This is a genomic window from Thermovenabulum sp. (genome assembly GCF_049723235.1).
GTDB lineage: Bacteria > Bacillota > Thermosediminibacteria > Thermosediminibacterales > Thermosediminibacteraceae > Thermovenabulum.
In genome coordinates this window covers 123,501-149,229 of the sequence record NZ_JBNARB010000001.1, presented here as the reverse complement: position 1 = coordinate 149,229, position 25,729 = coordinate 123,501, and the positions used below count along the sequence as shown (strand labels likewise).

Here is a 25,729-nt window from a genome sequence, read left to right as displayed (position 1 = left end):
GTTTACACGAACCCCTTAAGCCTTAAATATTTATATACTGTCTCAATGCCATCATCGTCTGTAGTTACAATTATATTTTTCTTTTTTGCAAATTCCTTAAAAAAGGTCTTTGTAACCCGAGTTAATGATCCTTTAAGCCCCACTTCACTTTCATCAAAACCCAAATCTTTGTTAGTAACTATAGTAATTTTATCCTTCGCATCTAAATACAGGTCTTCGTATTTTATATAAGGAAGCTTATATTTGCTTACTTTTTGAAAACTCAAAACCGCTGGCAATTTAATCTTATATCTTCCTATACTTTTTTCAAAATCAACCTTGACAATTGCACTTTCATTATTAAATGAATCATCTTCTAAATCAATTATATGATTTATATTGCTAATACCGAGTATTTCTGCAATTTGAGACGGAACATGGGCTGTATCGCCATCTATGGAACGCGTCCCTGTAAAAATACAATCAAACCGGGTATTTTTAAGATACCTTGCAATTATCATACTTGTTACATAAGTATCGCTACCTGCATATAACTTGTCAGATATAAGAGTCGCTCTATCTATTTTTCTTCTTATAAGATCTTCCATGATTGGAATTACATTCAAAGGTGCCATGCTTACAACTTCAATAGATATACCAGGATTTTTTTCTTTTAATTTAAGAGCCAAAGCTAATGCACAGGTATCATCAGGATTTATAATTAATCTCACATTTTCTCTTATCAGTGTATTTCTTTTATAATCATATGCAAAATTCTCCACATCAGGAATAAATTTTACCAAACAAACTATCTTCATATTGATTCACCCTTATTTTTACAATGACATTTATTACAGTGTGTAAGATATATATTATATACCTTACACACTGTATTTAAAATTAAAAGATCTTTTTATGCGCAATCTTCTTTTTTTACAACTTTATCAAATATAGTAACAAGTATTATTCCAATAAAACCTATAATTGCAGTGGATATAAAGTAAGCATTATAGCCTGCATTATCCCCAAACACCCTAAACAAGAAGCTATTAAAAGTAGGTAATATTATATCCGGTAAATAACCAATCAATGAAACTAACCCTATTGCTACACCGACTATTCTGTTATCTACTTTACTGTCTGCAATAAGCGACCAGTAAGTACCACGAATCGAATATATGAATAATCCAGTTAATATGACTAGGACGTAAAATACTGGCTTTACTAATCCAGAAGGAAGTATGGATATTAATATAAGACATATAGACGCTCCCAATAGGGCAAGCCTTACTATATTTCGTTTACCAAACTTATCAGCCAAGAATCCAGCAGCCGTACCTCCTACAGGCCGCATCCAGAGAACAATTGTCATTACAGTACCTACTACTACAGGTCCGACACCGATATTTGTTTCAAGAAATCCACCTAAATAATATACCGCCCAGGTCACCGCATAGCACATAAATATAATAGCCCCATGTAAATACACCCTTTTATTCTTCAGCACATCTAAAACGTCAACCAGTTTAAATGGTTGCCTGTTTTCGTTTGCTGTGTTCGCTTTATTTTCCGGTTTAACAAAAATCGCAACCAACAATCCAACCACAAATAAAACTATTGTGTACATGTAAATTACTCCAATTAATGCAGCTCTCTTATCACCTGTTTTCATTATTTGTGAAAAGATAAATATAGCAATAGCCGCTAACACTGCCTCTACCAGACCTCGTCCACCATCTAATACTCCAAAGAAACGCCCCTCTTCACCTTCTTCCGCAAGAAGTTTAACCAACTTCATGTGAGAGCTCCAGAATGTAAATACTGAAAATAAACCCCAAATAATAAAAATTATAACTACACTCTGGTAATCGGGAATCTGAGCAAACCATAAGCCACCAGCACCCACACCTAAAAGGGATATTACCAATAACCACTTTGCTGAAAATTTGTCGCTTAACAATCCGCTTGGTAAATATCCAACTAAATATGCAAAACCTAATGCTGAGAAAATAGTGTTTAATTGAGCTAATGAAATACCAAAAACTTCTAAAATAGTCTCCTGATACGCCGTTCGAAGGTAGATTAAAGGATAAATTGAACCCGCTGCTAAAACCACCAACAAGAACTGAAAATACCGTTTTAAATTTTCTTTTTTCATAAATTCTCTCCTTTCTAAAAATTTTGTTATATTAAATTAAAAAAATAAATTAATAAACTCTAATAACAAAGTAACAATGAAACTAAAATTTTTTTTAGTAAAAGAGAGGGCCATTGGCTCATTCTTTGCTATATCGGTTATGCAACAATAATTTAATGCCTCCAGATGCTTACAATAGGGATGTACTCTTTCTTTTCAGGGTATAAAAGTACATATTTCATAGCACACATATATTAACCCTGCTACAAGCTTTCACTCAATATTGTGAAAGCTTGTAGCAAATAATCTTTACAATCTATATATATATTTTTTGATGCTTTCCTCTTGAGGATAAATTGATCCGTAATTCATAATACCATTGGGGTCAAAAGCCTCCTTTAATTTTTCAAGCATATAATAGGCAGAACCATGCTCCTCGCGAACCCACTCTGTACGATACTTTCCTATACCATGATGGTGGCACATTGACCCTCCCATTTTCAAAGTTTCTTCCACAATAATTTTATGAATGGGGTGATGGTAGACCCTTAATTCATCTTCAGGAGCACAGTTTATATCATAATTGTATACAAAATAGAAGTTTGCACCATTAATATAACAATGGGACACATGTCCTCCCAATAAAGTCAAATCATTAGCTCTTGGAAATTCTTTTCTTACCCTATTTATAACATTATAGTAAAGCTTAGGAAGTGTTTCCCAATCAGCAGATACCTCAGTCGTAAACCCGGCGTGCCTATCATTATCAATCATGCATTTTATTTCATCGTCCACATCTTTCTGCGTCCAACACAAGTGATTAAACCAATCTTCTATCAATTTGTCATCTACTCTTTCTATTATTCCATCTTTATACTTTTCAACAGCCTCTTCTATGCCCTTGCATGTAGCCTCAACTATTGCCTTGTTTCCTTCAGCCATCAAAATAAGAACGCATTTCCCTTTATGAAAATGTGAGAAGTGCTGTGCTGCATCTTCTTCAGAATAAACACGGGTCACAGAAGGACGATAACCGTTAACAACAATTTCCCTTAAAATCCGAATTCCTGTCTCCACATTATCTATCAAATAACCATAGAATTTATTGTTTTCAGGAAAATACTTGTATATTTTTACGGTAACTTCTGTAATATAACATAATGTACCTTCATTACCTATAACAATATGCCTGATATCTGGTCCTCCGGACCTTCTTGGAACATTTTTTATCCTGGCAATATGTCCATCTGGAAATACGCATTCCAACCCTACCACCATATCTTCTATTCCGCCATATAGTGTCGAAAACTGTCCAATGCTTCTCGTAGCTACCAGACCACCGTATTTGGCAATCGGTTTAGACTGGGGTGAATGCCCTGTTGTGTAACCCCTTTTTCTCAATTCGTCTTCTAAATCTTGTAAAATTACACCAGCCTGTACAGTTGCCTGCATATTATATTCATCTATTTTTATAATCTTATTAAGGTATTTTGCGTCAATCACTACTGATATTTCTTTCCAGTTTTCCAAACCGCCTTCGGTTGAAGTATTACCGCTCCTCGGTATTACATTTATCCTTTTTTCATTGCAATACTTCAAAATTTTTGCTACTTCTTCATTTGACTTAGGATACACTATTGCAACAGGTATCGGGACATCAAGTTCCCTTTTTGCTTTGGCATATTTCTTGTATCGGTCTGCAGAGGCTTCATACAGGTCATCATAGTTGATATTAATTTGCTCTTCATTTAAAATGTTTTTTAAATCTTGCAATAAGTCCTCTCTTTCCACCATTATTACCTCCTTGCACAATATGTTAAGCCTTATACTAACAAATTTTTTTATCTTTTTACCCAACATCCGGCCTTTTGTGCTTATACTGGTTTAGATGCTCATGTAAAGGCTTCTGGATTGCTTCAGGGCACTCATAACCGCATGTCTAAATATTGTATTTCTCTTTTAAGAAACAGCTTGTGGTTAACTACGGTTAAAGCCCGTACTTTAAATTATAAGTTGAGGCCTTTATAATGAGCTATTAAAATTTTCTACCTAAAATGCAATTATGTATATTTATTAAATTTTAAATATTTCGAAGTTTCTGATACCACTTTATCCAATTATTTACATTAAGTTTAACTTTATTGTAAATTTTATGTAAAAAAAATTTCAAACATTTCCTGTTTGATTTTATTATACTTCACATAAGTTACATCGTCAATAGTTTTTTGGAAAATTTTCTTTTATTTTTGTTTTTTTAATGCTTTTTACGGAAAATTTTCTTCACATATTTTTTAGTTTAAAATTTTATGACTAAAAAATATGAAATATTTATTTTAACTTGTTAATATTTGGTGTACAAAGCTACAGGATGAGACAGTCTCTCATAAAACAGTTAAGTTAACATAAAAAATTCCCCAATGGTGCCTGGGGAAAAATCTTTGCAATATTTTTGCAATATTGGGTTATAATTAAACACGAAAAACAAAAAAAAAAGTAGTTTCTACTTGTTTATTATACTAATACCTTTTATCTTCTGGGGATTTTTTTACGAACTTACTTAGCTAATTTCTTTTTAAAACACCATGAAGTTATGTGGATGATTTTAATTGTTTCTTATACATGTATATGTACCTAACCTTTGTTGAATAAATGCAAGATAAACTAAATCACCTGATTCGGATTATCTTGAAATCTGAATGATGCACACTAATTTATAGTCCTAGTTTTTCGTTTATCATAATTATTTCTGCTTCAACACCGTCCATCTTCCTAAGATAAATATTAAGAGTATTACAAATCCGATCAGGACTTGAACAGTTATAACATTTGTCCCCTTTGACCGCACAAGGAGTCTTTAAACCAAGACGCTTTGCATTTTGTGGCGCTGCTATATTACGAGCCCGCCATATAGCTTTCTCAAGTGTAGGTTCAATCTTGTTTGTTCCAAAAACAAAGAAAACCTTTTTATGTCCAAATAATGACCCAGCAATTCTATTGCCAGAGCCGTCAATATTTATTAGTTCACCAGTTTCTGCCGCTCCGTTTACTGATGTAAAAAAAACTTCCGTTAAAAGTGCTTCTTTTGCAACATTATAAAATTTAACTTCTGCACATTTACTTGGATCCACTATAGAATTATGTTCTTGAAGATATTCTGCGAGCTTTAAAGATGAGAGCGTTACAGAATCTCCGAACCCAACCGTAACTCCTCGCACATTCTCTACAATATACTCAATTGCGGCAGGTGACGACTCAAAGAACGAAACTTTATAGCCCTTCTTTTGTAATGTCTGAATCATTTTTTCATAATCCATCGTTGCTTTCCTCCATTTATCTTACTTAGTATTATGTGCGTCAATAACAACATTATAATAACGTAAGTCTTAAATTTCAAACCACGATATATTGCCCTTCATTACCGGTTGAAACAGCCCATATACTTATCTTATGCATAGTACATGTATGTTAGCGGTCCATTCTCATTTTGGATAGCCAATATATTTACTGCAATTTTATTTCAGCTGGCCATCTCCCCCCAGCTAAAAATCTTTTTGGCTTGAATACTATTGTGATATTGAGGACAATTATCTTGAATGCTATAGCTGGAATATTATTCGGATATTTATTTTGGCAGTACAGCTTAGAAATAGCGATGGTATCTCATTTTAGTGCAGATTTGGTAATTCATGTTGTAGTTCCAACCCTAAAACATAAAAGCCTTGTTTCATAAGCGTTATATCAACCCACTCCACTTATTTCCGCCAAAAAGTGCACACCCCTAACTAAAAATGCACACCCCTCATTAAAAATTGAAAGGGGTGTGCATCAAAGTCAAATAATTTAATATAATTAGCATCAAAAACGCAATAAATTTCACTTTATTTTTACCAAAAAACACTAAAACCCACTGAAATCAGCGGGTTTTTTTGTATCAAAATTTTAGTTTACATTTGGTGGAGGCGAACCATATGTGTTTAAATCCACAATTGTTATTAGCAATTGTAGGCATAAATATTAATTACCTGATTGAAATTTCCTGATTGATTTGCTCCTTTATTTATTTCCGTTATAAAATAGTCATCCTACAAATAATAACTTAATATATTCTTGGGCGGAAACTAGGCGGAAAGACATCTTTCCACGAACCGTACCTAACGATAGTCTTTTAAAAAACTATTTGATAAATACGAATTAAAAGAGGTATAATATAAGTGAGGTGCCGATGAGGCAAGTGTAGAAAATACTAGCGAGTCAGTTAGGGTATAGTAGCTTTCTCTAAGCTACTTTCTTTTTTATGATTATTTTTATTTCAATGAGGTATTTGCCACTTGCCTTAACAATTTTAATTATACCACAGTTTTTCAGAGCCGGACAACACCGGCTTCTTTGTTTTCACCTCCTTTCATTGCTTGGCAATCCCAACTCCGTCCCTGTCGTGCGCCGCCTTACGGCTTGGCTGCAAAATAAGGTCCCGGCAGGGCAAAGGCAAGGGGCGCGGGGAGGGATAAATGGAGGGGAACCGTGCCTTATGATGCCCCTTTCCGTGGAATGAGAAATTATTTACCCCGATAATTACTTTTAACTTTCCCTGTCGGGAAGTCCCCGCCAGGTAAGGGCGTGTATGAAAGGCAGGGAATAAGTTAAAAAAATATAAACAACTATTTTTTAATATTCACCTTTTAAATTTAAATAAAGTTAAAAATATTGCATGAGTTTCTCCGACTACGCAAATTTTTTATTAAGTTTGCTTATGAACTTCTATTAAAAAAATGATTAAAATTATATAATTTAAATAGGCAAAAAAGAAAAGGTAATTAAAAAATTATCTCCCCATAGACTAATATTATTGGTGGGAGGGTTATTTTGATTATAGTTACAGGAGGAACGGGGCATATTGGAAACGTTTTGGTTAAAAAATTACTGGAAAAAGGACATGAAATAAGAATAATAGTGCCGCCTTTTGAAGATTTAACACCTATAAAAGAATTGGATGTCCAAATCGAATTTGCAGATGTGCGCGATGAGGAAAAAATTACATCCTGCTTTAAAAACGGCTCTGCCGTATTTCACCTCGCAAGCCGCATTTCTATATTTAAAAGGGATAAGAAGGTTTACGATATCAATGTTAAAGGAACGGAAAATGTGATAAAAGCATGTATAAAAAATGGCATCAAAGATTTAATATATGTCAGCTCGGTTCATGCTTTAAAAGAAGAACCCGCAGGTATTATTATAAAAGAAAGCAAGGATTTTAATCCAAACAATGTAATCGGTGATTATGCAAAATCTAAAGCTATTGCTACAAACCTGGTATTTAAATCTCAAGATTACGGCTTGGAACCGGTAATAGTCCATCCTTCCGGCGTTATCGGCCCTTATGATTATAAAATATCCTTTATTAACAAAGTTATAATTGATTATATAAATAATAAACAGAAATTTTCAATAAAGGGTGCTTACAATTTCGTCGATGTAAGGGATGTAGCTCAAGGGATAATCTTAGCATGGGAAAAAGGGAAAAGAGGAGAAAACTACATCCTTTCAGGAGAGACCATTACAATCGAGCAGCTTTTTTCCTATCTGGAAGAATTTACAGGTATCAAAAAGCCGAAGTACACCATCAATATCAATACGGCATTATTTTTTTCTTATTTTGCAGACATTTATTACAGTATATCAAAAGAAAAACCTACTTTTACTTCTTATTCCATTTATACATTAAGAACTAATTGCAACTTCAGCTGTGAAAAGGCAAAAAAAGAATTGGGGTATTATACAAGACCCATAAAGCAAACAGTATTTGATACGGTTATTTGGCTTAAAGAATATTATGGTAAGTAAAAACTATTTCTTCTCCGCTTTGGTTTGTTATTTTTGCCTTATATGTGCAGTTGTTTCCTACTTTTAACTTCACTGTGCTGTCGTATATTACCGCTTTTAAATTGGCAGGAGAAGGCATGTCAAATGGTGCCATTGGTATAGTCTTATACCATGTTTTACCGTTTATGTTGTGCCATGCTACACCTATTCCCCATGTCCACTTCGTCGGAGGCTGAAGTATATGGACATATTTGCTCCACTCCATTTTGCTGTTTGCATATGAAAATTTGCCGTCGCTTTCATAAAAATAGCTTAGCCCTTTCTTTATTGCATCCGTTAAGATAGAATTGCCGTCAAATTTATTTCCACATATTATTTTCCCTCTAAATGTTAAACCTTTTTCCCAAGGTCTTTCTATCCAATTTCTATCTTCGAGGTTTCCACCCTTCCACATATCGTCAGGAAAATACTCATTTGTAAAGTAATCCCCTGACATTGTATATCCTAAAAACCTTATCCTGCCTTCTTTGCTTTCGCCAAACGGTTCGCCGTACACCAGCAGTCCCCTGTTTACATACATATCCTTGTTTATTGGAATACCGTCTTTATTTTTTTCTTTAAAATAATTATTTTCTTTGTATCTTTCTTTGATGTCTTTATTGATTTCCGATAGAAAAGTACTGATGCCCGGACGGTTGGGGACTACATAGAAATTTGCAGGCATCCCAAATACGCAGTAGTTCTGCCAGATGAAGAAAGAAATCATTATAAGCAGTGCAATAAGCTTTTTATTTTTTCCTTTCTTCATAAGCACATCTACCTTTCAAAAAATAGTATGCTGATAAGAGAGTTTCCCCATTCTGATCCTATAGAAATTTCGTATTTATCAGTATAAAATTCTTTGTTAGGGAGGTCATATTCTCTTTCTTTTTTCTGTTTTATATAATTCATTATATCTTTTACTGTTGTGTCATTGAATTTTGAGTCCTTTTCCGTGTTCTTTAAATAATTCAAAACGTACTCAGCATCAGTATATTGTGGTTCTATCGGGCATGTTAAGTCAAGAATTATTAGATGCTTGCAGTAGGATTTGTTTTCTGTATCATATCTATACTTATATTTAAAGCCTTCGCTCCCTTTATAGCCTATAATTGTGTTTTGTAGCGGTTTTGTGGTGTCTATTAATACTGTTAGGTTTTTTTCATCCCATCCTACAAAGTAGCCTAGTGATTCGCTTACTACTCTTACTGGGACGAAAGTCCTATCATCTTTAATTATCGGAGCTACTTCATAATTCACTACAGTGCTATTTATTTTTATGTTATTGTTCCCTATTGTCATTTCGATTGTTCGGTCGTTTTTCTTGATATATACTTTTTCATATCCATATTCTTTTTTATAATCCACGGTTGCACCTAAATTTTCGGATACAAACCTTATAGGCACAAGCGTCCTTCCGTTTTGAATAAACGGTTTTGCGTCCGGAGGCACTACTACCTGCCCGTCAATTTTTATGGTTATGTCTTGATCCGCACCATATACAGTTGGGAATATAAGGCCTGTCATTATGAGGCTTGCAATTAAAATTAACGCTGTCTTTTTTTTCATTTTTTTATTCCTCCTTATCTTTTCGGCACTACATACGTTAAAGTAACTTCCCTGTCCCCTCCGTTGTATTTTATAACGAACGTTACCTCCTGCAGTTCGTCCGCTGGTTCAGGGACGGGCATTTTTAATATTGACAGCCTTCTTTGTTCAGATTCCCAGTTAGACCAGTAGGTCAGCTTATTGTCAGGTTTGCCATTTACGTATTTTTTTATTTCTATATTTTGTACTGTTACATAATGACCCGGGTCTTTTGTCAGCGTTATTATAAGGTTTATAGTATTTGGGTTATCCCCTTTTTCGTATTCTACTTTTTCTACTTCTACCGGTTCGGCGTTGGGGTCGGCTTCTAATATTATATAGTCAAACTTGGCAAAAGCTGTGCTTGCCGTACTATTTTCCTCTGTTGCTATTAGCAATGTGTAATTTATTACCTGCTTTTTATTCGTTTTTGATGGGAATTTCACGTTGCTTACCGTCATCACTTTTTGGTTTAGGTTTACGTCTATATTTATTTTGTTATAACTGTCTAATATAAACAATTGCTTTTCATTTACTTTACATTCCACCTTTATGTTCTTCTTATTTTGCATTAGTTTTGCTATATCATCGGGAAGGTTGTCTTTTAGCTTAACGTAAAGCGTTACCGTATTATCTTCTTCTACCTTTATCTTTGTGTAGTCCACATAAGGGCTGTACTGCGGTTTTGTTATCTTTACCGTATATGCTGCACTGTCCCAGTCTACCTTTGAGTTAAATGTTTCCGATATAAACCTTAACGGCAGCATCGTCCTTCCGTTTACTGCTTTAGCAGAAGTGTCGAGTTCTTTTTCTTCTCCGTTTACCAATGCTTTTTTGCTGTCAAGCCACAGTATTATTTCACTGTTTCTGTTTTTAACTATCGTTACTTTTCTTTCCTGTGCATCCCATTTTATGTCGTCACAGTAAAATTTCTCCGCTATCGTCCTTATCGGCACTAATACCCTCCCGTTTTCGTCTATTATCGGCTTTTGGTCCGGAAAGGTCACTTCATTTCCGTCTATAACTACCTTTATTTCCCTTTCCTCCGCTTTTGCTAACGGTGTTATAACTAACGTTAACAAAATTGCGGAGATTATAAGTGCTGTTATTGTTTTGATTTGCTTTTTTGTAACCATCGTTGATTCCTCCTTTTTATTTTTTATATACTTTCTTTTTATAAAAAAATAAACCCTTTATTATAGGGTATATTCTGTTATGGGGGCCAAAGGGATAATAGATTGTTGAAATTTATATTTTTGTCTTTTTACTTATATTTTATTGTTTAATCGTTATTTTTTCAATATTTTTTAATTTAGATTATACTTTTATAATTTGTTATTTTTTGTCGAAACTTGTCTTTATTTCCTGTATAATTAGATATATATTTATAAAAAAAGGGGGCACTATCAGTGAGATTAGTTAAACCATTCTTCAGCTTTAACTCTCTTAAATCCAAAATTATCTCTATAACTATCGCTTCTTTTTTAGCTGTCATTTTGGTTATCAATTTTTTTGTTTCCAGCAATGTTAAGTCTTTAGCTATGTCAATGATTCAGGATAAGTTCAGGGTTACCATGAGTTTAGCAGTCGAGCTTGCGGACAATATGTACCCCGGTGAATGGCATGTAGAAGGAAATACTCTCAAAAAAGGCGATTTTGTTATTAACGATAACCACACCCTCCCTAACAAAATTAAATCTTTAACCGGTATTGATTGCTCTATTTTCCTTATGGATAAGAGAATTGCAACTACCGTTATTGAAAATGGAGAAAGAAAAGTAGGCACAACCGCTGCACAAAACGTTGTTGAAACAGTTATCAGCAAAAAACAGCATTATCTGAATACCGCTAAAGTTTTGGGAAAAGATTTCTTCACTATGTATATGCCTCTTACCCAAAAGGACGGAACGGTCGTCGGCATGATGGCTTTAGGTACTCCTATAGATATTATTAATAAGACCACCAACAAAATTATATACTTCCTTATCGGTGTTTCTTTAATCTCTATTTTATTAATTATAGTTATTTTTAATTTCTTCATTAATAAAAATATCGTTGGTGTTATCAATAAGATTAAAAAGGATTTGGACCTAATGGCAAACGGTGATTTGTCCTTTGATATTTCCGATAAACTTTTATCATTGAACGATGAAGTAGGAGACATTGCTAAAAATATTAATAAAACCCTTCTTGCAGTTAGGGAAATGGTGAAAAAAATAAAATACGCTTCCGATATAACGATGGAAAAAGGGCATACCATACAAAAATCAGTTAATGAAATTGCGGTGGTATCAAATGATTTGGCTAAAACAATAGAACAGGTTGCTGAAGGCGCTACCGAACAGGCTAAAGACCTTCAGGACGCAGGGGCTAATGTTAATAATGTCTACCAGAGCATTGAAATTATCGCAGATGAAGCTAAAATCATTTACGAAATGACGGAGGATATTGATAGAAGCGTTAAAGAAGGAGATAAACAGATAAATGAGCTAAATCAGTCTATACAGAAAATTACAGACCTTTATCAGAGAATTATTGATATGACCCGGGGGCTGTCAAATACGGTTAGCGAAATTAACAATATTACAGAAACTATTAAAGATATTTCAGAACAGACCAACCTGCTTTCACTTAATGCGGCTATCGAAGCAGCAAGAGCCGGTGAAAACGGAAGAGGTTTTGCCGTTGTTGCAGGGGAAATCAGAAAATTAGCCGAAAACTCAAAAGAATCCGCTAAAAGTATATCTTCTCTTTTAGGTGAGATTATCGCAAGCATTGAAAGGACAAGCAAAGGCATTGAGGAAACGGGAAAATACATTGAAGCACAAAAAAGCATATCAGAAAATACCACAAAATCTTTTTCCAACATAGTTGAGGCTGTTAATAAAATAACGCCGCTTATGGAAAAAATCTATCAAAGCATAGAGGCTGCTAAAAATGCAGGAAAGGTATTGACAGATAAAATCGACAGCATAAGTGCGGTAACACAGGAAAATTCAGCTTCAGCAGAAGAAGTTTCAGCCTCTACTGAAGAAATGGCTGCTACCTTAGATGAAATAAAAAAACTTTTCGATGATATGATTTCGGCGGTTAAAGACCTTGATGATATGATTAACAGGTTTAAAGTATAAAAAAAGCGGGTTTACAGCCCGCTTTTTGTGAATTATTTTTCCCTGCAGTTAAATTAGTTTGAAACGGAAAGGGGTAAAGTTGGTGGAGGCGAGGGGAATTGAACCCCTGTCCGAAGGCACATCGATAAAAGCCTCTACAGGTTTATCCCTTGTTCTGGATCTCGCCGGTTTCACTCCCAAGGGCAGGATTGAAAGCCGGCCAGCTTTGTTTGAGTTCTCCCTGAAGGGCCAAAGCTAACCCTTAGAGAAAAGCCCGGTATTTTGACACCCTTTTTTGAAAGCCGGGCGCTTTCAAAAAGGGCGTGCTGCGTTAATTAAGCAGCAAGTGCTAATTCTTCGTTGGCACTTATACGTGCTTCCGGTTTAACGAGTCGGAAAGCTCGACCTGCAGCTTTTATCTCCGCTGCCCCCGTCGAAACCAAACGCCCCCCTGTAAATTTAAAGCTTTTATTGCTATTATATTATATATCAAAAAGTATAATAAAGCAATACGGGTAAACGAACAAATGTGCGAATTACAAGACTTGGAGGTATTATTAATGCAAAAACGATATAAAAAGGGAATTTTTTCATGGTTCGGCTATATCTTGCCTTTTTTTGAACGAGCGTATCTTATCAAAAAAGCCGGTTTTAACGCCATTTCCCTCTGGTGGGAGGATGAACTGGAAATAAAAAGAACCGAAATGCCAGAAGTTATTAGAGAAATAGGATTGGACGTGGATTATGTGCATTTCCCCTATGAACATTGCAACTATATATGGCATGTCGAAAAAAATATGGTTTGTAAAATTATTGACCAGTATTCCCTATGGTTCGAGGAGTGTATCGAAAAAGGCATTAATTTGGTAGTTTTGCATGTAGAAGACAATCCTCAATTTTCGCCAAATCTCGCTGGTATTGATAATATGTGGAAAGTTGTAGAAAAGGCAAAAGAATATAATATTAAATTGGCCGTTGAAAATACCCGGAAAAATGAATATCTTGATTTAATCTTAGAAAATATAGACGATGAAAATCTTGGTTTTTGCCACGATGCCTCCCACGATGTCCTTACAGGAAAGGGAATTTTTACTGCCCTCAAAAGATGGAAAAGTAGACTCTTTTGCACCCATATTTCGGATAACAACGGAAATGAGGATAATCATTTCGTTCCTTTTAAAGGAAGTATCGACTGGGAAAGCTTTGCAGATGATTTCCCCAAAGACTATAATGGTATGCTTACATTGGAAATATGCGCCTCAATGGAGGAAGTAAAAACCTTAAAACCTGAAGACTACTTGAAAATTGCCCGGGAAAATCTTTTAAAAGTCGAAGAAAAAATTATTAACAAATAAAAACAGGAAATTTAAAGACGGGGAATTCTTTTCCCCGCCTTTAATTCCTGTTTTTTATCCACAAAGCTGCTTTTTTCAGTCTTTCTACGGTCTTTTCCCTTCCCAAAAGGGCGAGTATCTCGAAAAGTCCGGGGCCTACAGTACGTCCGGTTACGGCAAGTCTTGTAGGATGAATGATTTCCGCAGCTTTTATACCCATTTCGTCTGCCAGTTCTCTTATCTTTAACTCGACGTTTTCTTTTGTAAACTCTCCAATCCCTTCCAGTTTCCGGGCCGTCCTTTCCAAAAGCTCCGCCGTTTTTATGTCTTCGAAATGTTTTTTAACACCCTTTTCTTCGTAATAATCGAAATCTTTAAGGAAAAACGAAATCATATCCGCCAGTTCTTCCAGGGTTCGTGCTCTATCCCTTGAAAGTATCACCGCTTCCTTAATGTAGTCGTAATTTTGCTTTACTTCTTTTTCTTCAATGATCCCTTTCTTTATTAAAAAGGGTATAGTCTGGTCAGTAATATATCCTCCATCTAACTCCCTCAAATAGTGGCCGTTTATCCATGTAAGTTTTTTTACATCATAAATGGCAGCGGTTTTGTTTACCCTTTCTAAGGTGAATTCCTTTATAGCTTTATCCATACCAAATATTTCTTCATTACCCTCCGGCGACCATCCTAAAAGGGTAAGGTAATTTACAATAGCCTCGGCTAAATACCCCTGATCGCGAAATTCCTCTACCGATGTAGCTCCGTGCCTCTTGCTCAGTTTGCTTCTATCAGGAGCCAGAATCATTGGAACATGGGCAAACTTAGGCATCTCATAACCCAGGGCTTCATAAACTTTTATCTGCTTCGGGGTATTGGATAGGTGTTCTTCCGCCCTTATTACATGGGTAATTTTCATAGCATGGTCGTCCACCACACAGGCAAAGTTATAGGTGGGAATTCCGTTGGATTTCATTATAATAAAGTCATCCAGGACAGAATTTTCGAATATTACCGTCCCCCTTATAATATCTTCCACTATGGTTTGCCCTTCTTCATTTATTTTTAACCTTATAACCGGCTTCCTGCCTTCCTTTTCAAACTGCTCTTTTTGCTCTTGGGTTAAATTTCTGCAGCAGCCATCGTACCTTGGAGCCTTTCCCTGTTTTAATGCCTCTTCTCTTTTTGCCTGCAGTTCTTCAGGCGTACAATAGCAGTAATAGGCCTTTCCTTTCTCCACAAGCCTTTGTGCTTCTTTTCTATAAAGCTCAAGTCTCATGGACTGAAAATAGGGCCCGTAATCTCCACCTTTATCGGGGCCTTCGTCCCAATCAAGCCCAAGCCATTTCAAGGACCTTATTATTTGTTTTACGGATTCTTCCGTAGACCTTTCCGTATCCGTATCCTCTATGCGAAGTATAAAGGTACCGTTATTGTGCCTTGCAAACAAAAGATTAAAAAGCGCAGTCCTTGCGCCGCCAATATGTAAGCTTCCCGTAGGGCTTGGCGCAAATCTTACCCTAACCTTTTCTTCCATTTCACACACTCCCGCTTCATTATTTTCCTTGAAAATTATAACATATTGGAGAGAATTTGTATCATTTTAAAAATAATTTTATTCATTTCTTTGGATTTCCGAAAAAATTACCTCATAAGCCTTTCTAACAGGGATATTTTTTTCATGGGCAAGTTTTTTTATATCATCGAACTCGGGTGTTATCTTTTGCTGGTTTTTGCCGAAAGTGGATACTTTTACTGTAACTTCCCCAATGGAAGTATTTACCTTTTTAAAACACCTCTCAGCTTTCTCCCTTTCTACCTCGTAATATCTTACACCTATTGTAGTAGTCTCATCAAATATAGTATTTATTATTTCATCCTTTTTATCCAGTCCAACAAGACAGGAAAGCTTAACTGCCGGTCTTCCCTTTTTCATTATAATCGGCGTTAAATAAACATCCAAAGCTCCCACCTTAAAAAGCTTTTCTACTACAGAATCGTAAAGTTGTGGGTTCATATCATCTATATTTGCTTCCATCACAAAAATCCTATCCCGGCTTGTATTTAATGATGATTTCTTCGTCTCTTCTTTTGATTCTATTAATATCGCCCTTAAAGCATTTAAATTACCGATATCTTTTTTCCCAAAACCGTATCCAAAAGAGATTACTTTCCCCTCCGGTAGATTACCGAATTCTGAAGAGAGCATCACTGCAAGCAAAGCCCCTGTCGGAGTTGTAAGTTCTCCTTCGCCCCGGGAGTAAACCGGAATTCCTTTTAAAAGCTCTAAGGTAGCAGGAGCAGGAACGGGCAAAATCCCGTGAGCGCATTTGACCGTACCGCTTCCCACATTTACAGGGGAAAAGACAACCTTATCAGGCGAAATAAGATCTACAAGAATGAAGGCCCCCACTATATCTACTATTGAATCTACTGCACCTACTTCGTGAAAATGTATTTCATTTTCCGAAACTCCGTGAATTTTTGCCTCCACCCTTGCCAATTTTTCAAAAGCTTTCAATGCATTTTGCTTTACTTTTTCCTTTATTTCACTTTTTTTAATAACCTCAGTTACTTCTTTTAACCCCCGATGGGGATGATGTTCATGGGTTTTTATATAAACATCCTTACCTCTGATTCCGTTTTTATATGTTTCTTTCACTTCAATTTCAAATTCTACAGGAAGTTTTTTAATTTCCGTCAAGAACTCCTCCACATTTACCCCTGAATCCAGCAGCGCTCCCAGGAACATATCGCCGCTTATACCGGAAAAACAATCAAGATAAAGAATCCTCATTTTCAATTCCCCCTAACCTGTTAATCAAATGGGCCGCAAATCCTGCCCCGAACCCGTTATCAATATTGACAACCGTTATGCCACCCGCGCAGCTGTTTAGCATAGTAAGAAGTGCTGAAAGCCCATTGAAATTTGCACCGTATCCCACGCTCGTGGGAACAGCAATAACCGGTTTATCAATGACCCCCGCTACAACACTTGCCAGCGCACCTTCCATCCCCGCAACTACAATTACCACATTTGCTTGTTTAATTAAATTGAGATTCATAAATAGCCTGTGGATACCCGCAACGCCCACATCATAAAGCCTATCAACCCTGTTTCCAAAAATCTCTGCCGTAACCGCCGCTTCTTCCGCAACGGGAATATCCGAAGTGCCCGCACAAACAACCGCTATTTTCCCTTTGTTTTTTATAACCTTTTGATTTTCAATGTAAAAAATTCTTGCTTCTTCAAAATACCGAACGTTTTCTGCTACTTCTTTTACTCCCTCCACAACCTCCAGGGAAGCCCTTGTACCCATAATATTTGTGCCTTTCTTCATCATTGCTTCGACTATTTTCACTATATGATCCTTTTTTTTACCCTGGCAAAAAATTACCTCCGGTACACCCCTTCTAAGGCTTCTATGATAATCAATCTTGGCAAACTCCAAATCCTCAAAGGGAAGGTTTTTTAGTTTTTCTATAGCTTCATCAATATTCATCTGGTGATTTTGCACCTTTTGCAAAATATCCTTTATATCCAAAATGCCCCCTCCTAATTTTAATTCATACTCCCCGTCCTGTAACCCTCTAAGTCCAAGGATACGTATTTAAATCCTATATCTTTAAAGTTTTTAATAATTATTTCCCTCAAATCTTTATCAAAAAACCTGTCAATCTCCCTATCAAAAACCTCGATTCTGGCCAGATTATTATGAGCCCTAACCCTGTACTGGGTAAAACCCAGTTCTTTTAAAACATCCTCCGCCTTTTCCACCATAAATAGCTTTTCTTCGGTAATTCTTTCTCCATAAGGGAATCGAGTGAACAAGCATGCTAAAGAAGGTTTTTCCGCAGTAGGAAGACCCAGTTTTTTTGAGTAAAATCTTATTTCTTCCTTTGTAAATCTAAGTTCTCTAAGAGGACTTTTTATATTCAATTCCTGCAAGGCTTTTAGTCCCGGCCTGTAATCCTTTTCATCGTCGGCATTACTGGCATCCATGACATTCATTATCCCTTTTTCTCTCCCCAGCTCTATCAATTCAGTAAATAGATCCTTCTTGCATATATAACACCTTTCGGGAGGATTTTCAAATATTTTTTCCTTGCTGGGCATTTTGGGTATCAAGACAATATGGTTCGCGCCCAGGTATTTTGCGATTTCTCTGGCTTCTTCTAATTCCCTTCGGGGTACCGCGGGCATGCTTACCGTTACCGCAAGTACGTTTTCCCTGCCGAGAGTATCAAGACAAACTTTCAAAAGGAAGCTACTGTCTACACCCCCCGAAAAGGCAACTAAAACTTTTTTCAGGTTAATTAAATACTCCTCTAACTTTTTAAATTTTTCATCCATTGCAAATACCCCCTATGGCTTAAATTCTTCTTCTAAAAAATCTCTTAAACCGCTGTATCTTTTAATATTTTTAACATTTTTAACGGCGTAAAATAACGCCTGCTTTGTTCCCACCAGCACCAGCAGTTTTTTAGCCCGGGTAACGGCAGTGTAAAGTAGATTCCTGTCTAACATTGAATAATGCGCAAAAGAAATTGGCATTACTACTACCGGATATTCGCTCCCCTGACTTTTGTGCACCGAAAGGGCATAAGCCAGGGTAAGTTCTTCTATCTCTTCTTCTTTATACGTGACTTCTTTTTCGCCCTCCACATCCTGATAAACTACTACTATTTCCCCCTCTTCTCTTATATCTACAATCTTCCCTATGTCTCCGTTAAAAACATCTTTTTGATAATTATTTTTTATCTGCATTACCTTGTCATTTTGCCTGAATACGGTCCCTTTATACACCAGTTCTTTTCTGTTTTGCCCCTTGGGATTTAAAACTTCCTGCAAATTTTTATTAAGGTTTTCAACTCCAATCAATGTTTTTTTCATCGGAGTTATAACCTGAATATCTTCCATCGGACTATAATTGCCAAAGATGGGGATTCTTTCACAGACCAGCTCTATTATTCTTTTTAATATTTCTTCGGGAGACTCTGCCTGTAAAAGAAAAAAATCGCTGTTTTTTTTATTTAAAAAGGGTATGTACCCTTTATTAATTCTATGGGCATTAACTGCAATAAGGCTATCGCTGGCCTGTCTGAATATCTGGTCCAAAAAAATCGTTTCTATTTTACCGCTGGCTATCAGGTCCCTTAAAACGCATCCGGGACCAACGGAAGGAAGCTGGTCCTTATCTCCCACAAGTATTATCCTGGCATCCTCCTTCAAAGCGGATAATAGATGGTACATCAAACTTACATCTACCATAGACATCTCATCTACGATAATTACATCTTCTTCAAGAGGGTTTTCCTCTGATCTTGCAAAGTTTCCCAAAATATCCTGACCGTATTCCAGTAACCTGTGAAGGGTGAATGCTTTGCAGGAAGTGGCTTCTGCCATTCTCTTGGCCGCCCTGCCCGTTGGCGCACAGAGAGCCACCTTCATTTTTCTTTTTCTGAAAAATTCGTTGAGACACTTTATCAGGGTGGTTTTTCCCGTGCCCGGGCCCCCCGTTATAATTAATATTCGATTTTCCGCAGCTTTGAAAAGGGCTTGTCGTTGTTTTTCCGCCAGTTTCACTCCGGCTTTTTTTTCAATCTCTTCTATTTCTTTCCCATCAATTTTTATGGAATGGTTTTCCCCAATGATTTGAAAGATTTTCCGGGCAATGCTTTTTTCCATGTTATAAAAGGATTTAAGGTAAACCCTATCCTCTTCTTTTGTTTTGACAACTGCAATATCCTCAAAAGTAATTTTATCTTGTCCCTCATTTATAATATATCTTAATTTTTCTATATCCAGGGAAAGCAATGATCCCAATTGTAAAAGGAGGTCCTTTAAAGGTAGAAAGACATGTCCTTCTTCAGAAGCCTTCAAAAGAATATGTCTAATCCCAGCCGCAATTCTGTTCTCGTCATCGCCAGGAATACCCAAGGACCTTGCAATCCTGTCCGCAATAAAAAAATCAATATTATCTATTCCTATTAGCAGGTAAGGATTTTTTTTAATTGATTCCAAAGGTTTTTCCTTGAGTATATTACAAACTTTCAGTATGGTATAAACCTTTAAATCATACTTTCTTAAAAAAAGTATTACATCTAAAATTCCCTGGAAACTTTGTAAGGATTCGAAAATCATTTTGTATTTTTTCTTCTTTATTCCATCAATTTCCATTAATCTTTCGGGGTTATTTTTAAGGACTTCTAAGGTATTTTCTTTAAAGTGTTCGATTATCCTTCTTGCTGTAGATTCTCCTATGCCTCTTATAAAACCAGAAGAAAGAAATTCATATACAGTAGATAAATCTTCTGTGAAAAAAGTCGTCATAATTTTTCTCCTTTATAACCTTGCGTTCCCTTTAATTTTTTATAACATTTTTTGTCTTTCTTAGCAATAAAAAATACCGCTTTTATAGCGGCATATCAATATTTTTAAAATTGACCACCCTGTTCCTTCCCATCCTCTTTGCACCGAAGAGAAGAGCTTCATCAGCCTTTTTCAAAAACCTCTCCATATCATCTTCCACCGAAATGGAAGAAACTCCGGCACTAACGGTGACATAAATTCCCAAACCATCCTCGGACTTAGCCATTTCCGTGCGCTCTATGATTTTTCTTATTCTTTCAGCTACCTTAAATGCTTCCTCACATCCCATATTGGGAAGAAGCACAACAAACTCTTCCCCTCCATATCTACAAACTATATCGTTTTCCCTTACGTTATTTTTTATGCACATGGCTACCTTTTTTAAAATTTCATCTCCAATTAGATGGCCGTATTCATCGTTAATCTGTTTAAAATAATCTATATCAAAAATAATAATGCTGATTTCTTCTTTGTTATTTTCCCTTCCTGAAATCTTTTTAAATTCACTGAATAAATACCTTCTATTGTAGAGTTTCGTAAGGCTATCCGTAATCGCCATTTCTTTTGTTTCCAGGAACAAATGGACGTTGGTCATGGCAGCGGCAGCTTGATGGGAAATAATGCTAATTATCTTGAGATGCTTTTCTTTGTAAATTCCTTTTCTCCTGCTGCCTACCATTAGTACGCCAAATTTATCATCTTTATTTACAAGAGGTACAAGAAGGGCAGAACTCCTTTTACCATCGCCGAAGTATTTGGTACACCCCTTACATTTTGAAAGGTCTTTTATTATTTCTCCCTTCCCGCTGTAAAAAACCTTCCATAATAATTCCTGTCCCTCTTTACCGGGAACAGGTGCCGATATGACCCCTTCAAAAGCCTCGGGGATGAGCCTCCCCTCTTTATATAAAAATAAGACAATTACATCCCAGGGGACTAAAATTTTAATTGCATTCATCAATTTTTTTATTAAATCCTCTTTATTTAATGTGGATATAAAAGAAACCCCCAGATCGTAAAGTGCGGTCAATTCACCATTTAATGAAACCAAATCAAAATAAAGCCTGTATATATATACTATTAAAAAGTATATAAAAAATCCTAAAAACAGGCCGATAAAATTTTTGAATAAATTATTAAAAAGTACAATTAGAATACCTCCGGGGACTAAGGCAAAATAGGAAGAAAGGTCAACCAAAGCCAATCTTATAATTTCGCCTTTTTCGAATTTTCTGCTATCAAGTAATAAATAGGTGTTTACTAAGACCATATTGGTGAAGTAATAGCAGAATATTGCTATCCCCTGTATCAGTATTTCCGTCAATATCACATTTTGGTACGGATTATATAGATATTTTTTAAGGGCCATATAGGAATAAATACCGGATAAGAAACTTAAAACATATTGAGAAGTATTGAATAAGGACATTGAAACAATTTCCTTATCATTGCCGTTTTTAACTCTGTAGTAGATTTCGCTCAAAAAAGCAGAAATAACTTTTATAATTAGAGCAATTTGATAGTGGAAAATAAAAATCATTGAATATAAAAGTCCAAATTCCGAGCTGACCCTGTATTTGCCCAGGTTTACCTGGGATAATTCTGCCGCAATCATTGCTGCTAAGAATAACAAACCCGTTGATAAGTTCGTAATTAACACGGTGTGATTTATTTCTTCATAAGCCCTAAAAAGTAAGAACGCACCGGCTATTACCACTGCGAACTTGAATAGTTTTCTTATTTTATCTTTCATAGCCCTGTTCTCCCAAAAAGATTTTTTTTATTTTTTAATATATTATTCTATAGGAATTTGATAATTCCTTCCATTTTTACCATAAAATAAAAAGGCCCATACATCTTTATGGGCCTTTCCTCAGAAAGAAAGGGGGGCACTAAATTTTTAGTTCAGGGTCCTTTAATATATATGCTAAACAAATTTCTTGTAAAAAATAGTCGACTAAGGTCCTATTTTTTCTGGGATATTCGTCCTAATTTTTGTTTTTTCTATAAAATTCGACACGAGGCAATTTAAAGCCTCCACAGGCTTCAATTTTCTTAAATCTATCGATATCATATAGGGGTATTTTAGAATTTCGGTTTCCAGCCCATTAATTCCTTCAAATACATTAATTCCCATTTCTTCGGATAATCGTTTTAAAATTTCTAAAGTTTCATCCCGTGAACCAATGTCAATCACGTTTAATTCAAGAACCCTTTCCATTATGCCGGCATTAAACAAATTCCTGATGAAACCTTCTATTTCATCCTGAGCATTCTCCACCAGAATAAATAACGCCGGCATAATCTTGCCTGCTTTTTTTCTTAAAACTATTAAGCTAAAAAGGTGCATAATATAAAGTACTCCAATAATTGCAAAAAAAATTACAGCAAAAGCCCCGTATTTTTCTAACAATGCTTCCACTAACATAGAGAATCCCCCTATATATTTTTATATATCTTATTTATATTCGAAAGCACCGGAAAAATTGAAAAAAAATTAGCAGCCCGTTTACAGGCTGCTCGCTTCTTTTCTCAAAATATCTGCTTTATCGGTTTTTTCCCAGGGAACATCAAGGTCAGTTCTTCCAAAATGCCCGTAAGCCGCTACCTGGCGGTAAATGGGTCTTCTAAGGTCAAGGTCTCTTATTATAGCACCGGGGCGCAGATCAAAGTGCTTTAATATCAGGTCTTTAATCTTTTCATCGGGAATTATCCCGGTACCAAAAGTATCTACCATAATAGATACGGGATGAGCTACACCTATGGCGTAAGCTACCTGTACCTCGCATTTTTTCGCAAGTCCTGCCGCTACCACATTTTTTGCAACGTATCTTGCAGCATAGGAAGCCGAGCGGTCCACCTTTGTCGGATCTTTTCCGGAAAAAGCACCGCCGCCGTGTCTTGCATAACCCCCATAAGTATCAACTATTATCTTTCTTCCCGTCAATCCCGAATCTCCGTGAGGACCTCCGATAACAAATCTTCCTGTAGGATTAATATAAAATTTAGTATTCTTGTCCATCAGCTCTTCAGGAACAACCTTTTTTATTACTTCCTCGATAATATCCTGCTTTAGTGTAGCAAGGTCAATGGTGGATTTATGCTGAGCGGAGACAACTATTTTATCTACCCTTACCGGTCTTCCATCTTCGTATTCTATAGTTACCTGGGTCTTCCCATCGGGCCTTAAATAGGGTAAGAGTTTTGTTTTTCTTACTTCCGCAAGTCTTCTGGCCAGTTTGTGGGCGAGCATAATCGGCATGGGCATTAATTCCGGAGTCTCGTCCACCGCAAACCCGAACATCATGCCCTGATCTCCCGCACCGATTTTGTCAAGTTCGTCCTGAAATTCACCTTCCCTGATTTCCAGAGCAGTATTTACCCCTATAGCTATATCCGGGGACTGTTCGTCAATAGCGGTAATTACCGCACAGGTATCGCAGTCAAAACCGTATTTTGCCCTTGTGTACCCTATTTCTCTTATTGTCTCTCTCACAATTTTGGGTATATCCACATAGCATTCGCAGGTGATTTCCCCCATCACCAGTACAAGTCCCGTCGTTGCGGCAGTTTCACAGGCAACCCTTGCCATCGGGTCCTTCTCTAAAATTGCATCAAGGATTGCATCGGATATCTGGTCGCAAATCTTATCGGGATGTCCTTCAGTTACGGATTCGGATGTAAAAAGATATCTTTTTGCCAAGAGTCATACCTCCTCGTGTTTCATAATAGTATAAATTAATCGAAGACTTCAGGGTTCAACCTTATATCAAAACCATTTTTCAAGTTTGTCAGAGCAACTTTCAGGCTTTCAATTATTATTCTCTGTATTAGTGGGTGATAATATATAGGCTGCATATCCAAATGGAGGATTGCCGAAAGCACTACTTTTACTAACTCTTTCTCATCCAAAAGTCTCAAAAAATCCGCCGAAAGCTCCAGCATTCTTTTTAAAATATTCAACCGGGGCAAAATTATTTCTTCCGTAAACTGAAAAAATAATTTTTCAGTTTTTTCCAAAGTAAGTTTTTTAAGAAAAAACCCTTTTTTAGATTTATATTCTTCTGCAAAATCGTATACCTTTGGTTCCGAGAAAAACCAATCTTCAAACAAAGGGTAATTTAGTAGTTCGAAATTTTTTATTAGATAATTATGGTTCAATTTTATTTCACCTAAATCGTATTCATTAAAGTCAGGTATATAAGGGGTTGGAACTATTTCGGTGGATAAGCTATCTTCGATTACCCCCTGCCAGAAATAATACTGATAGGGCAGCGGATTTCCCGATTTATTATTCTGCCATATGGCATCCTCCAAAAGCTTTATTGCATAACTGCCATCTATTTCGGCAATAACAGTGGTTCTCGACAGGTCTTTTGACGATTCCTTGAATTCCTTCAAGCTTAAGCGGGAAACGCTCCAGCAGTCCTTTATTCCCGAAGAAATATTTATAAGAAAGCTGACGGAACAGTATTTTCTTTTTAAAAGAGGGTGTTTCCAAACCACCCATAAAGCCCTGCTCCCGAGCCCATCTATGGCGGTAAGCAATATTTTATAGGGCTGCTTAAGTTTAAATGGTCGTTCGAAGGTGCTTTCGCATATGCCGGAAAATTTTAGTCTTAGAATTTCCCTCTCTATTATCTTTTTTACCTTTTCATCCTTTAACTGCTTTAGCAACCTGTTTAAAACAAACAAAGCCTTCCCCGTTTTTATTTTACTTATTGCTTTTACTGCTTCTTCTGCTACGGGGGCTTCATCCACTTTTGCAAGAACCTCCAGCAAGGGGATCGATTTTTCCATCCTGTAACAACCTATATCGTAAATATAGTTTAACTTGGATTCTAAAGGAAAATCCTGAAGGTCCTCCAGTATATAAGGGATTAAAAAATAATCCCTGTTTATATCCTCAAGCATTTCCATCATGGATACCCGGGTAATTCTATTGTAATCCTTTAAGATGTATTCTAAGGGCAGCTCGGTTGCATCCACTCCGTAATGAGCAAGCACGGAAAGTATCCTTGTTTTGACCTTGTCCGAAACGCCGGGCATAATCAATATATCCATTAGAGGACTTACAAGGGAATAATCATTGGCGTATTCTAAAGCATAACAAATTATTGGTGCCAGTTCTTCATCACTTTCCTTTAACTTGGATAAGCAAACTGGCACCACCATTTTGCCCATTTTAAATAATTTTTTCATCGAACGGTTCAATTCTTTTACCGTATAGTCTTTCCCCTTAAGTCCTTCAAGAAATTCAAGAATTTGTTTTTTAGCCAGAAGGCTGTAATCTACTTTGGAAGAAATCTCGCAGTTTTTTTTTGGCATTTCGTACTCCTTCCTCAAACCAGCA

The 25,729-nt window shown here is 36.2% G+C and carries 19 protein-coding genes, 1 other RNA gene and 1 pseudogene; 4 read left to right on the top strand and 17 right to left on the bottom strand.

Annotated features, from left to right (window positions below; genetic code table 11):
* Window positions 1-2 precede the first annotated feature (2 nt).
* The 3 genes from ACPLOV_RS00700 to ACPLOV_RS00690 all read right to left on the bottom strand — a co-directional run bounded on the left by ACPLOV_RS00700 (window position 3) and on the right by ACPLOV_RS00690 (window position 3,910).
* Window positions 3-797, bottom strand: coding sequence for an electron transfer flavoprotein subunit beta/FixA family protein (locus ACPLOV_RS00700; protein ID WP_424909484.1), 795 nt, complete (start codon window positions 795-797; stop codon window positions 3-5).
* Window positions 798-892: 95 nt separating this feature from the next.
* Window positions 893-2,137 carry an MFS transporter gene (locus ACPLOV_RS00695; RefSeq protein ID WP_424909485.1) on the bottom strand — a complete coding sequence of 415 codons (1,245 nt, stop codon included), beginning with the start codon at window positions 2,135-2,137 and terminating at the stop codon, window positions 893-895.
* Window positions 2,138-2,425: 288 nt separating this feature from the next.
* On the bottom strand, window positions 2,426-3,910 hold the full coding sequence (locus tag ACPLOV_RS00690; protein ID WP_424910345.1) for an FAD-binding oxidoreductase: 1,485 nt from the start codon (window positions 3,908-3,910) through the stop codon (window positions 2,426-2,428).
* Window positions 3,911-4,024: 114 nt separating this feature from the next.
* Between ACPLOV_RS00690 and ACPLOV_RS00685 the strand changes: the two are divergent.
* Window positions 4,025-4,144, top strand: a pseudogene (locus tag ACPLOV_RS00685) (hypothetical protein); the annotation flags it as partial.
* Window positions 4,145-4,827: 683 nt separating this feature from the next.
* Here the strand turns inward: ACPLOV_RS00685 and ACPLOV_RS00680 are convergent.
* On the bottom strand, window positions 4,828-5,430 hold the full coding sequence (locus ACPLOV_RS00680) for a lactate utilization protein (RefSeq protein ID WP_424910298.1): 603 nt from the start codon (window positions 5,428-5,430) through the stop codon (window positions 4,828-4,830).
* Between the two features lie 1,549 nt (window positions 5,431-6,979).
* Between ACPLOV_RS00680 and ACPLOV_RS00675 the strand changes: the two genes are divergently transcribed.
* Window positions 6,980-7,957: an NAD-dependent epimerase/dehydratase family protein gene (locus ACPLOV_RS00675; RefSeq protein ID WP_424910297.1), complete on the top strand. Its 978-nt coding sequence runs from the start codon at window positions 6,980-6,982 to the stop codon at window positions 7,955-7,957.
* Here ACPLOV_RS00675 and ACPLOV_RS00670 read toward each other — a convergent pair.
* The 3 genes from ACPLOV_RS00670 to ACPLOV_RS00660 are packed head-to-tail and all read right to left on the bottom strand — an operon-like array spanning window position 7,935 to window position 10,698.
* Window positions 7,935-8,744, bottom strand: coding sequence for an Athe_2463 domain-containing protein (locus ACPLOV_RS00670; protein ID WP_424910296.1), 810 nt, complete (start codon window positions 8,742-8,744; stop codon window positions 7,935-7,937). The two genes, ACPLOV_RS00675 and ACPLOV_RS00670, sit on opposite strands and share 23 nt — an antisense overlap.
* An 8-nt stretch (window positions 8,745-8,752) precedes the next feature.
* A complete protein-coding gene (locus ACPLOV_RS00665) occupies window positions 8,753-9,544 on the bottom strand; it encodes a copper amine oxidase N-terminal domain-containing protein (RefSeq protein ID WP_424910295.1) in 792 nt (263 codons plus the stop codon).
* Window positions 9,545-9,558: 14 nt separating this feature from the next.
* On the bottom strand, window positions 9,559-10,698 hold the full coding sequence (locus ACPLOV_RS00660; protein ID WP_424910294.1) for a copper amine oxidase N-terminal domain-containing protein: 1,140 nt from the start codon (window positions 10,696-10,698) through the stop codon (window positions 9,559-9,561).
* A 273-nt stretch (window positions 10,699-10,971) separates the two neighbouring features.
* Between ACPLOV_RS00660 and ACPLOV_RS00655 the strand changes: the two genes are divergently transcribed.
* A complete protein-coding gene (locus tag ACPLOV_RS00655) occupies window positions 10,972-12,693 on the top strand; it encodes a methyl-accepting chemotaxis protein (protein WP_424910293.1) in 1,722 nt (573 codons plus the stop codon).
* An 80-nt stretch (window positions 12,694-12,773) separates the two neighbouring features.
* Here ACPLOV_RS00655 and ssrA read toward each other — a convergent pair.
* Window positions 12,774-13,123: a transfer-messenger RNA gene (ssrA, locus tag ACPLOV_RS00650) on the bottom strand.
* A gap of 109 nt (window positions 13,124-13,232) precedes the next feature.
* On the opposite strand from ssrA, the gene ACPLOV_RS00645 reads away from it, so the two are divergent.
* Window positions 13,233-14,027, top strand: coding sequence for a sugar phosphate isomerase/epimerase family protein (locus tag ACPLOV_RS00645; protein WP_424908469.1), 795 nt, complete (start codon window positions 13,233-13,235; stop codon window positions 14,025-14,027).
* Window positions 14,028-14,067: 40 nt separating this feature from the next.
* Here the strand turns inward: ACPLOV_RS00645 and gltX are convergent, their stop codons facing one another.
* The 9 genes from gltX to ACPLOV_RS00600 form a co-directional block, all read right to left on the bottom strand.
* Window positions 14,068-15,540 carry a glutamate--tRNA ligase gene (gene gltX / locus ACPLOV_RS00640; protein ID WP_424910292.1) on the bottom strand — a complete coding sequence of 491 codons (1,473 nt, stop codon included), beginning with the start codon at window positions 15,538-15,540 and terminating at the stop codon, window positions 14,068-14,070.
* 78 nt (window positions 15,541-15,618) lie between these two features.
* A complete protein-coding gene (gene larC / locus ACPLOV_RS00635) occupies window positions 15,619-16,800 on the bottom strand; it encodes a nickel pincer cofactor biosynthesis protein LarC (protein WP_424908467.1) in 1,182 nt (393 codons plus the stop codon).
* Window positions 16,781-17,506: a nickel pincer cofactor biosynthesis protein LarB gene (gene larB, locus ACPLOV_RS00630; protein WP_424910344.1), complete on the bottom strand. Its 726-nt coding sequence runs from the start codon at window positions 17,504-17,506 to the stop codon at window positions 16,781-16,783. Before larB ends, larC begins: the two co-directional genes overlap by 20 nt.
* A gap of 59 nt (window positions 17,507-17,565) precedes the next feature.
* A complete protein-coding gene (gene larE / locus ACPLOV_RS00625; protein WP_424908466.1) occupies window positions 17,566-18,357 on the bottom strand; it encodes an ATP-dependent sacrificial sulfur transferase LarE in 792 nt (263 codons plus the stop codon).
* 12 nt (window positions 18,358-18,369) lie between these two features.
* Window positions 18,370-20,337, bottom strand: a complete 1,968-nt coding sequence (locus ACPLOV_RS00620) for an ATP-dependent RecD-like DNA helicase (RefSeq protein ID WP_424908465.1) — start codon at window positions 20,335-20,337, stop codon at window positions 18,370-18,372.
* 82 nt (window positions 20,338-20,419) lie between these two features.
* Window positions 20,420-22,129 carry a sensor domain-containing diguanylate cyclase gene (locus ACPLOV_RS00615; protein ID WP_424910291.1) on the bottom strand — a complete coding sequence of 570 codons (1,710 nt, stop codon included), beginning with the start codon at window positions 22,127-22,129 and terminating at the stop codon, window positions 20,420-20,422.
* Window positions 22,130-22,333: 204 nt separating this feature from the next.
* The gene (locus ACPLOV_RS00610) at window positions 22,334-22,804 is read right to left on the bottom strand and encodes a hypothetical protein (protein WP_424910290.1); all 471 of its coding nucleotides are present in this window, start codon (window positions 22,802-22,804) and stop codon (window positions 22,334-22,336) included.
* A gap of 81 nt (window positions 22,805-22,885) precedes the next feature.
* Entirely contained in the window at window positions 22,886-24,079 is a 1,194-nt protein-coding gene (gene metK / locus ACPLOV_RS00605; protein ID WP_424910289.1) for a methionine adenosyltransferase, read from the bottom strand.
* A gap of 35 nt (window positions 24,080-24,114) precedes the next feature.
* Window positions 24,115-25,704 carry a HEAT repeat domain-containing protein gene (locus ACPLOV_RS00600; RefSeq protein WP_424910288.1) on the bottom strand — a complete coding sequence of 530 codons (1,590 nt, stop codon included), beginning with the start codon at window positions 25,702-25,704 and terminating at the stop codon, window positions 24,115-24,117.
* Window positions 25,705-25,729: the final 25 nt, after the last annotated feature.

Excerpts from the sequence above, each read along its gene's own strand:
- ACPLOV_RS00700 (WP_424909484.1), bottom strand. The coding sequence starts at position 797 with ATGAAGATAGTTTGTTTGGTAAAATTTATTCCTGATGTGGAGAATTTT.
- ACPLOV_RS00695 (WP_424909485.1), bottom strand. The coding sequence starts at position 2,137 with ATGAAAAAAGAAAATTTAAAACGGTATTTTCAGTTCTTGTTGGTGGTT.
- ACPLOV_RS00690 (WP_424910345.1), bottom strand. The coding sequence starts at position 3,910 with ATGGTGGAAAGAGAGGACTTATTGCAAGATTTAAAAAACATTTTAAAT.
- ACPLOV_RS00680 (WP_424910298.1), bottom strand. The coding sequence starts at position 5,430 with ATGGATTATGAAAAAATGATTCAGACATTACAAAAGAAGGGCTATAAA.
- ACPLOV_RS00670 (WP_424910296.1), bottom strand. The coding sequence starts at position 8,744 with ATGAAGAAAGGAAAAAATAAAAAGCTTATTGCACTGCTTATAATGATT.
- ACPLOV_RS00665 (WP_424910295.1), bottom strand. The coding sequence starts at position 9,544 with ATGAAAAAAAAGACAGCGTTAATTTTAATTGCAAGCCTCATAATGACA.
- ACPLOV_RS00660 (WP_424910294.1), bottom strand. The coding sequence starts at position 10,698 with ATGGTTACAAAAAAGCAAATCAAAACAATAACAGCACTTATAATCTCC.
- ACPLOV_RS00645 (WP_424908469.1), top strand. The coding sequence starts at position 13,233 with ATGCAAAAACGATATAAAAAGGGAATTTTTTCATGGTTCGGCTATATC.
- gltX (WP_424910292.1), bottom strand. The coding sequence starts at position 15,540 with ATGGAAGAAAAGGTTAGGGTAAGATTTGCGCCAAGCCCTACGGGAAGC.
- larC (WP_424908467.1), bottom strand. The coding sequence starts at position 16,800 with ATGAGGATTCTTTATCTTGATTGTTTTTCCGGTATAAGCGGCGATATG.
- larB (WP_424910344.1), bottom strand. The coding sequence starts at position 17,506 with ATGAATATTGATGAAGCTATAGAAAAACTAAAAAACCTTCCCTTTGAG.
- larE (WP_424908466.1), bottom strand. The coding sequence starts at position 18,357 with ATGGATGAAAAATTTAAAAAGTTAGAGGAGTATTTAATTAACCTGAAA.
- ACPLOV_RS00620 (WP_424908465.1), bottom strand. The coding sequence starts at position 20,337 with ATGACGACTTTTTTCACAGAAGATTTATCTACTGTATATGAATTTCTT.
- ACPLOV_RS00615 (WP_424910291.1), bottom strand. The coding sequence starts at position 22,129 with ATGAAAGATAAAATAAGAAAACTATTCAAGTTCGCAGTGGTAATAGCC.
- ACPLOV_RS00610 (WP_424910290.1), bottom strand. The coding sequence starts at position 22,804 with ATGTTAGTGGAAGCATTGTTAGAAAAATACGGGGCTTTTGCTGTAATT.
- ACPLOV_RS00600 (WP_424910288.1), bottom strand. The coding sequence starts at position 25,704 with ATGCCAAAAAAAAACTGCGAGATTTCTTCCAAAGTAGATTACAGCCTT.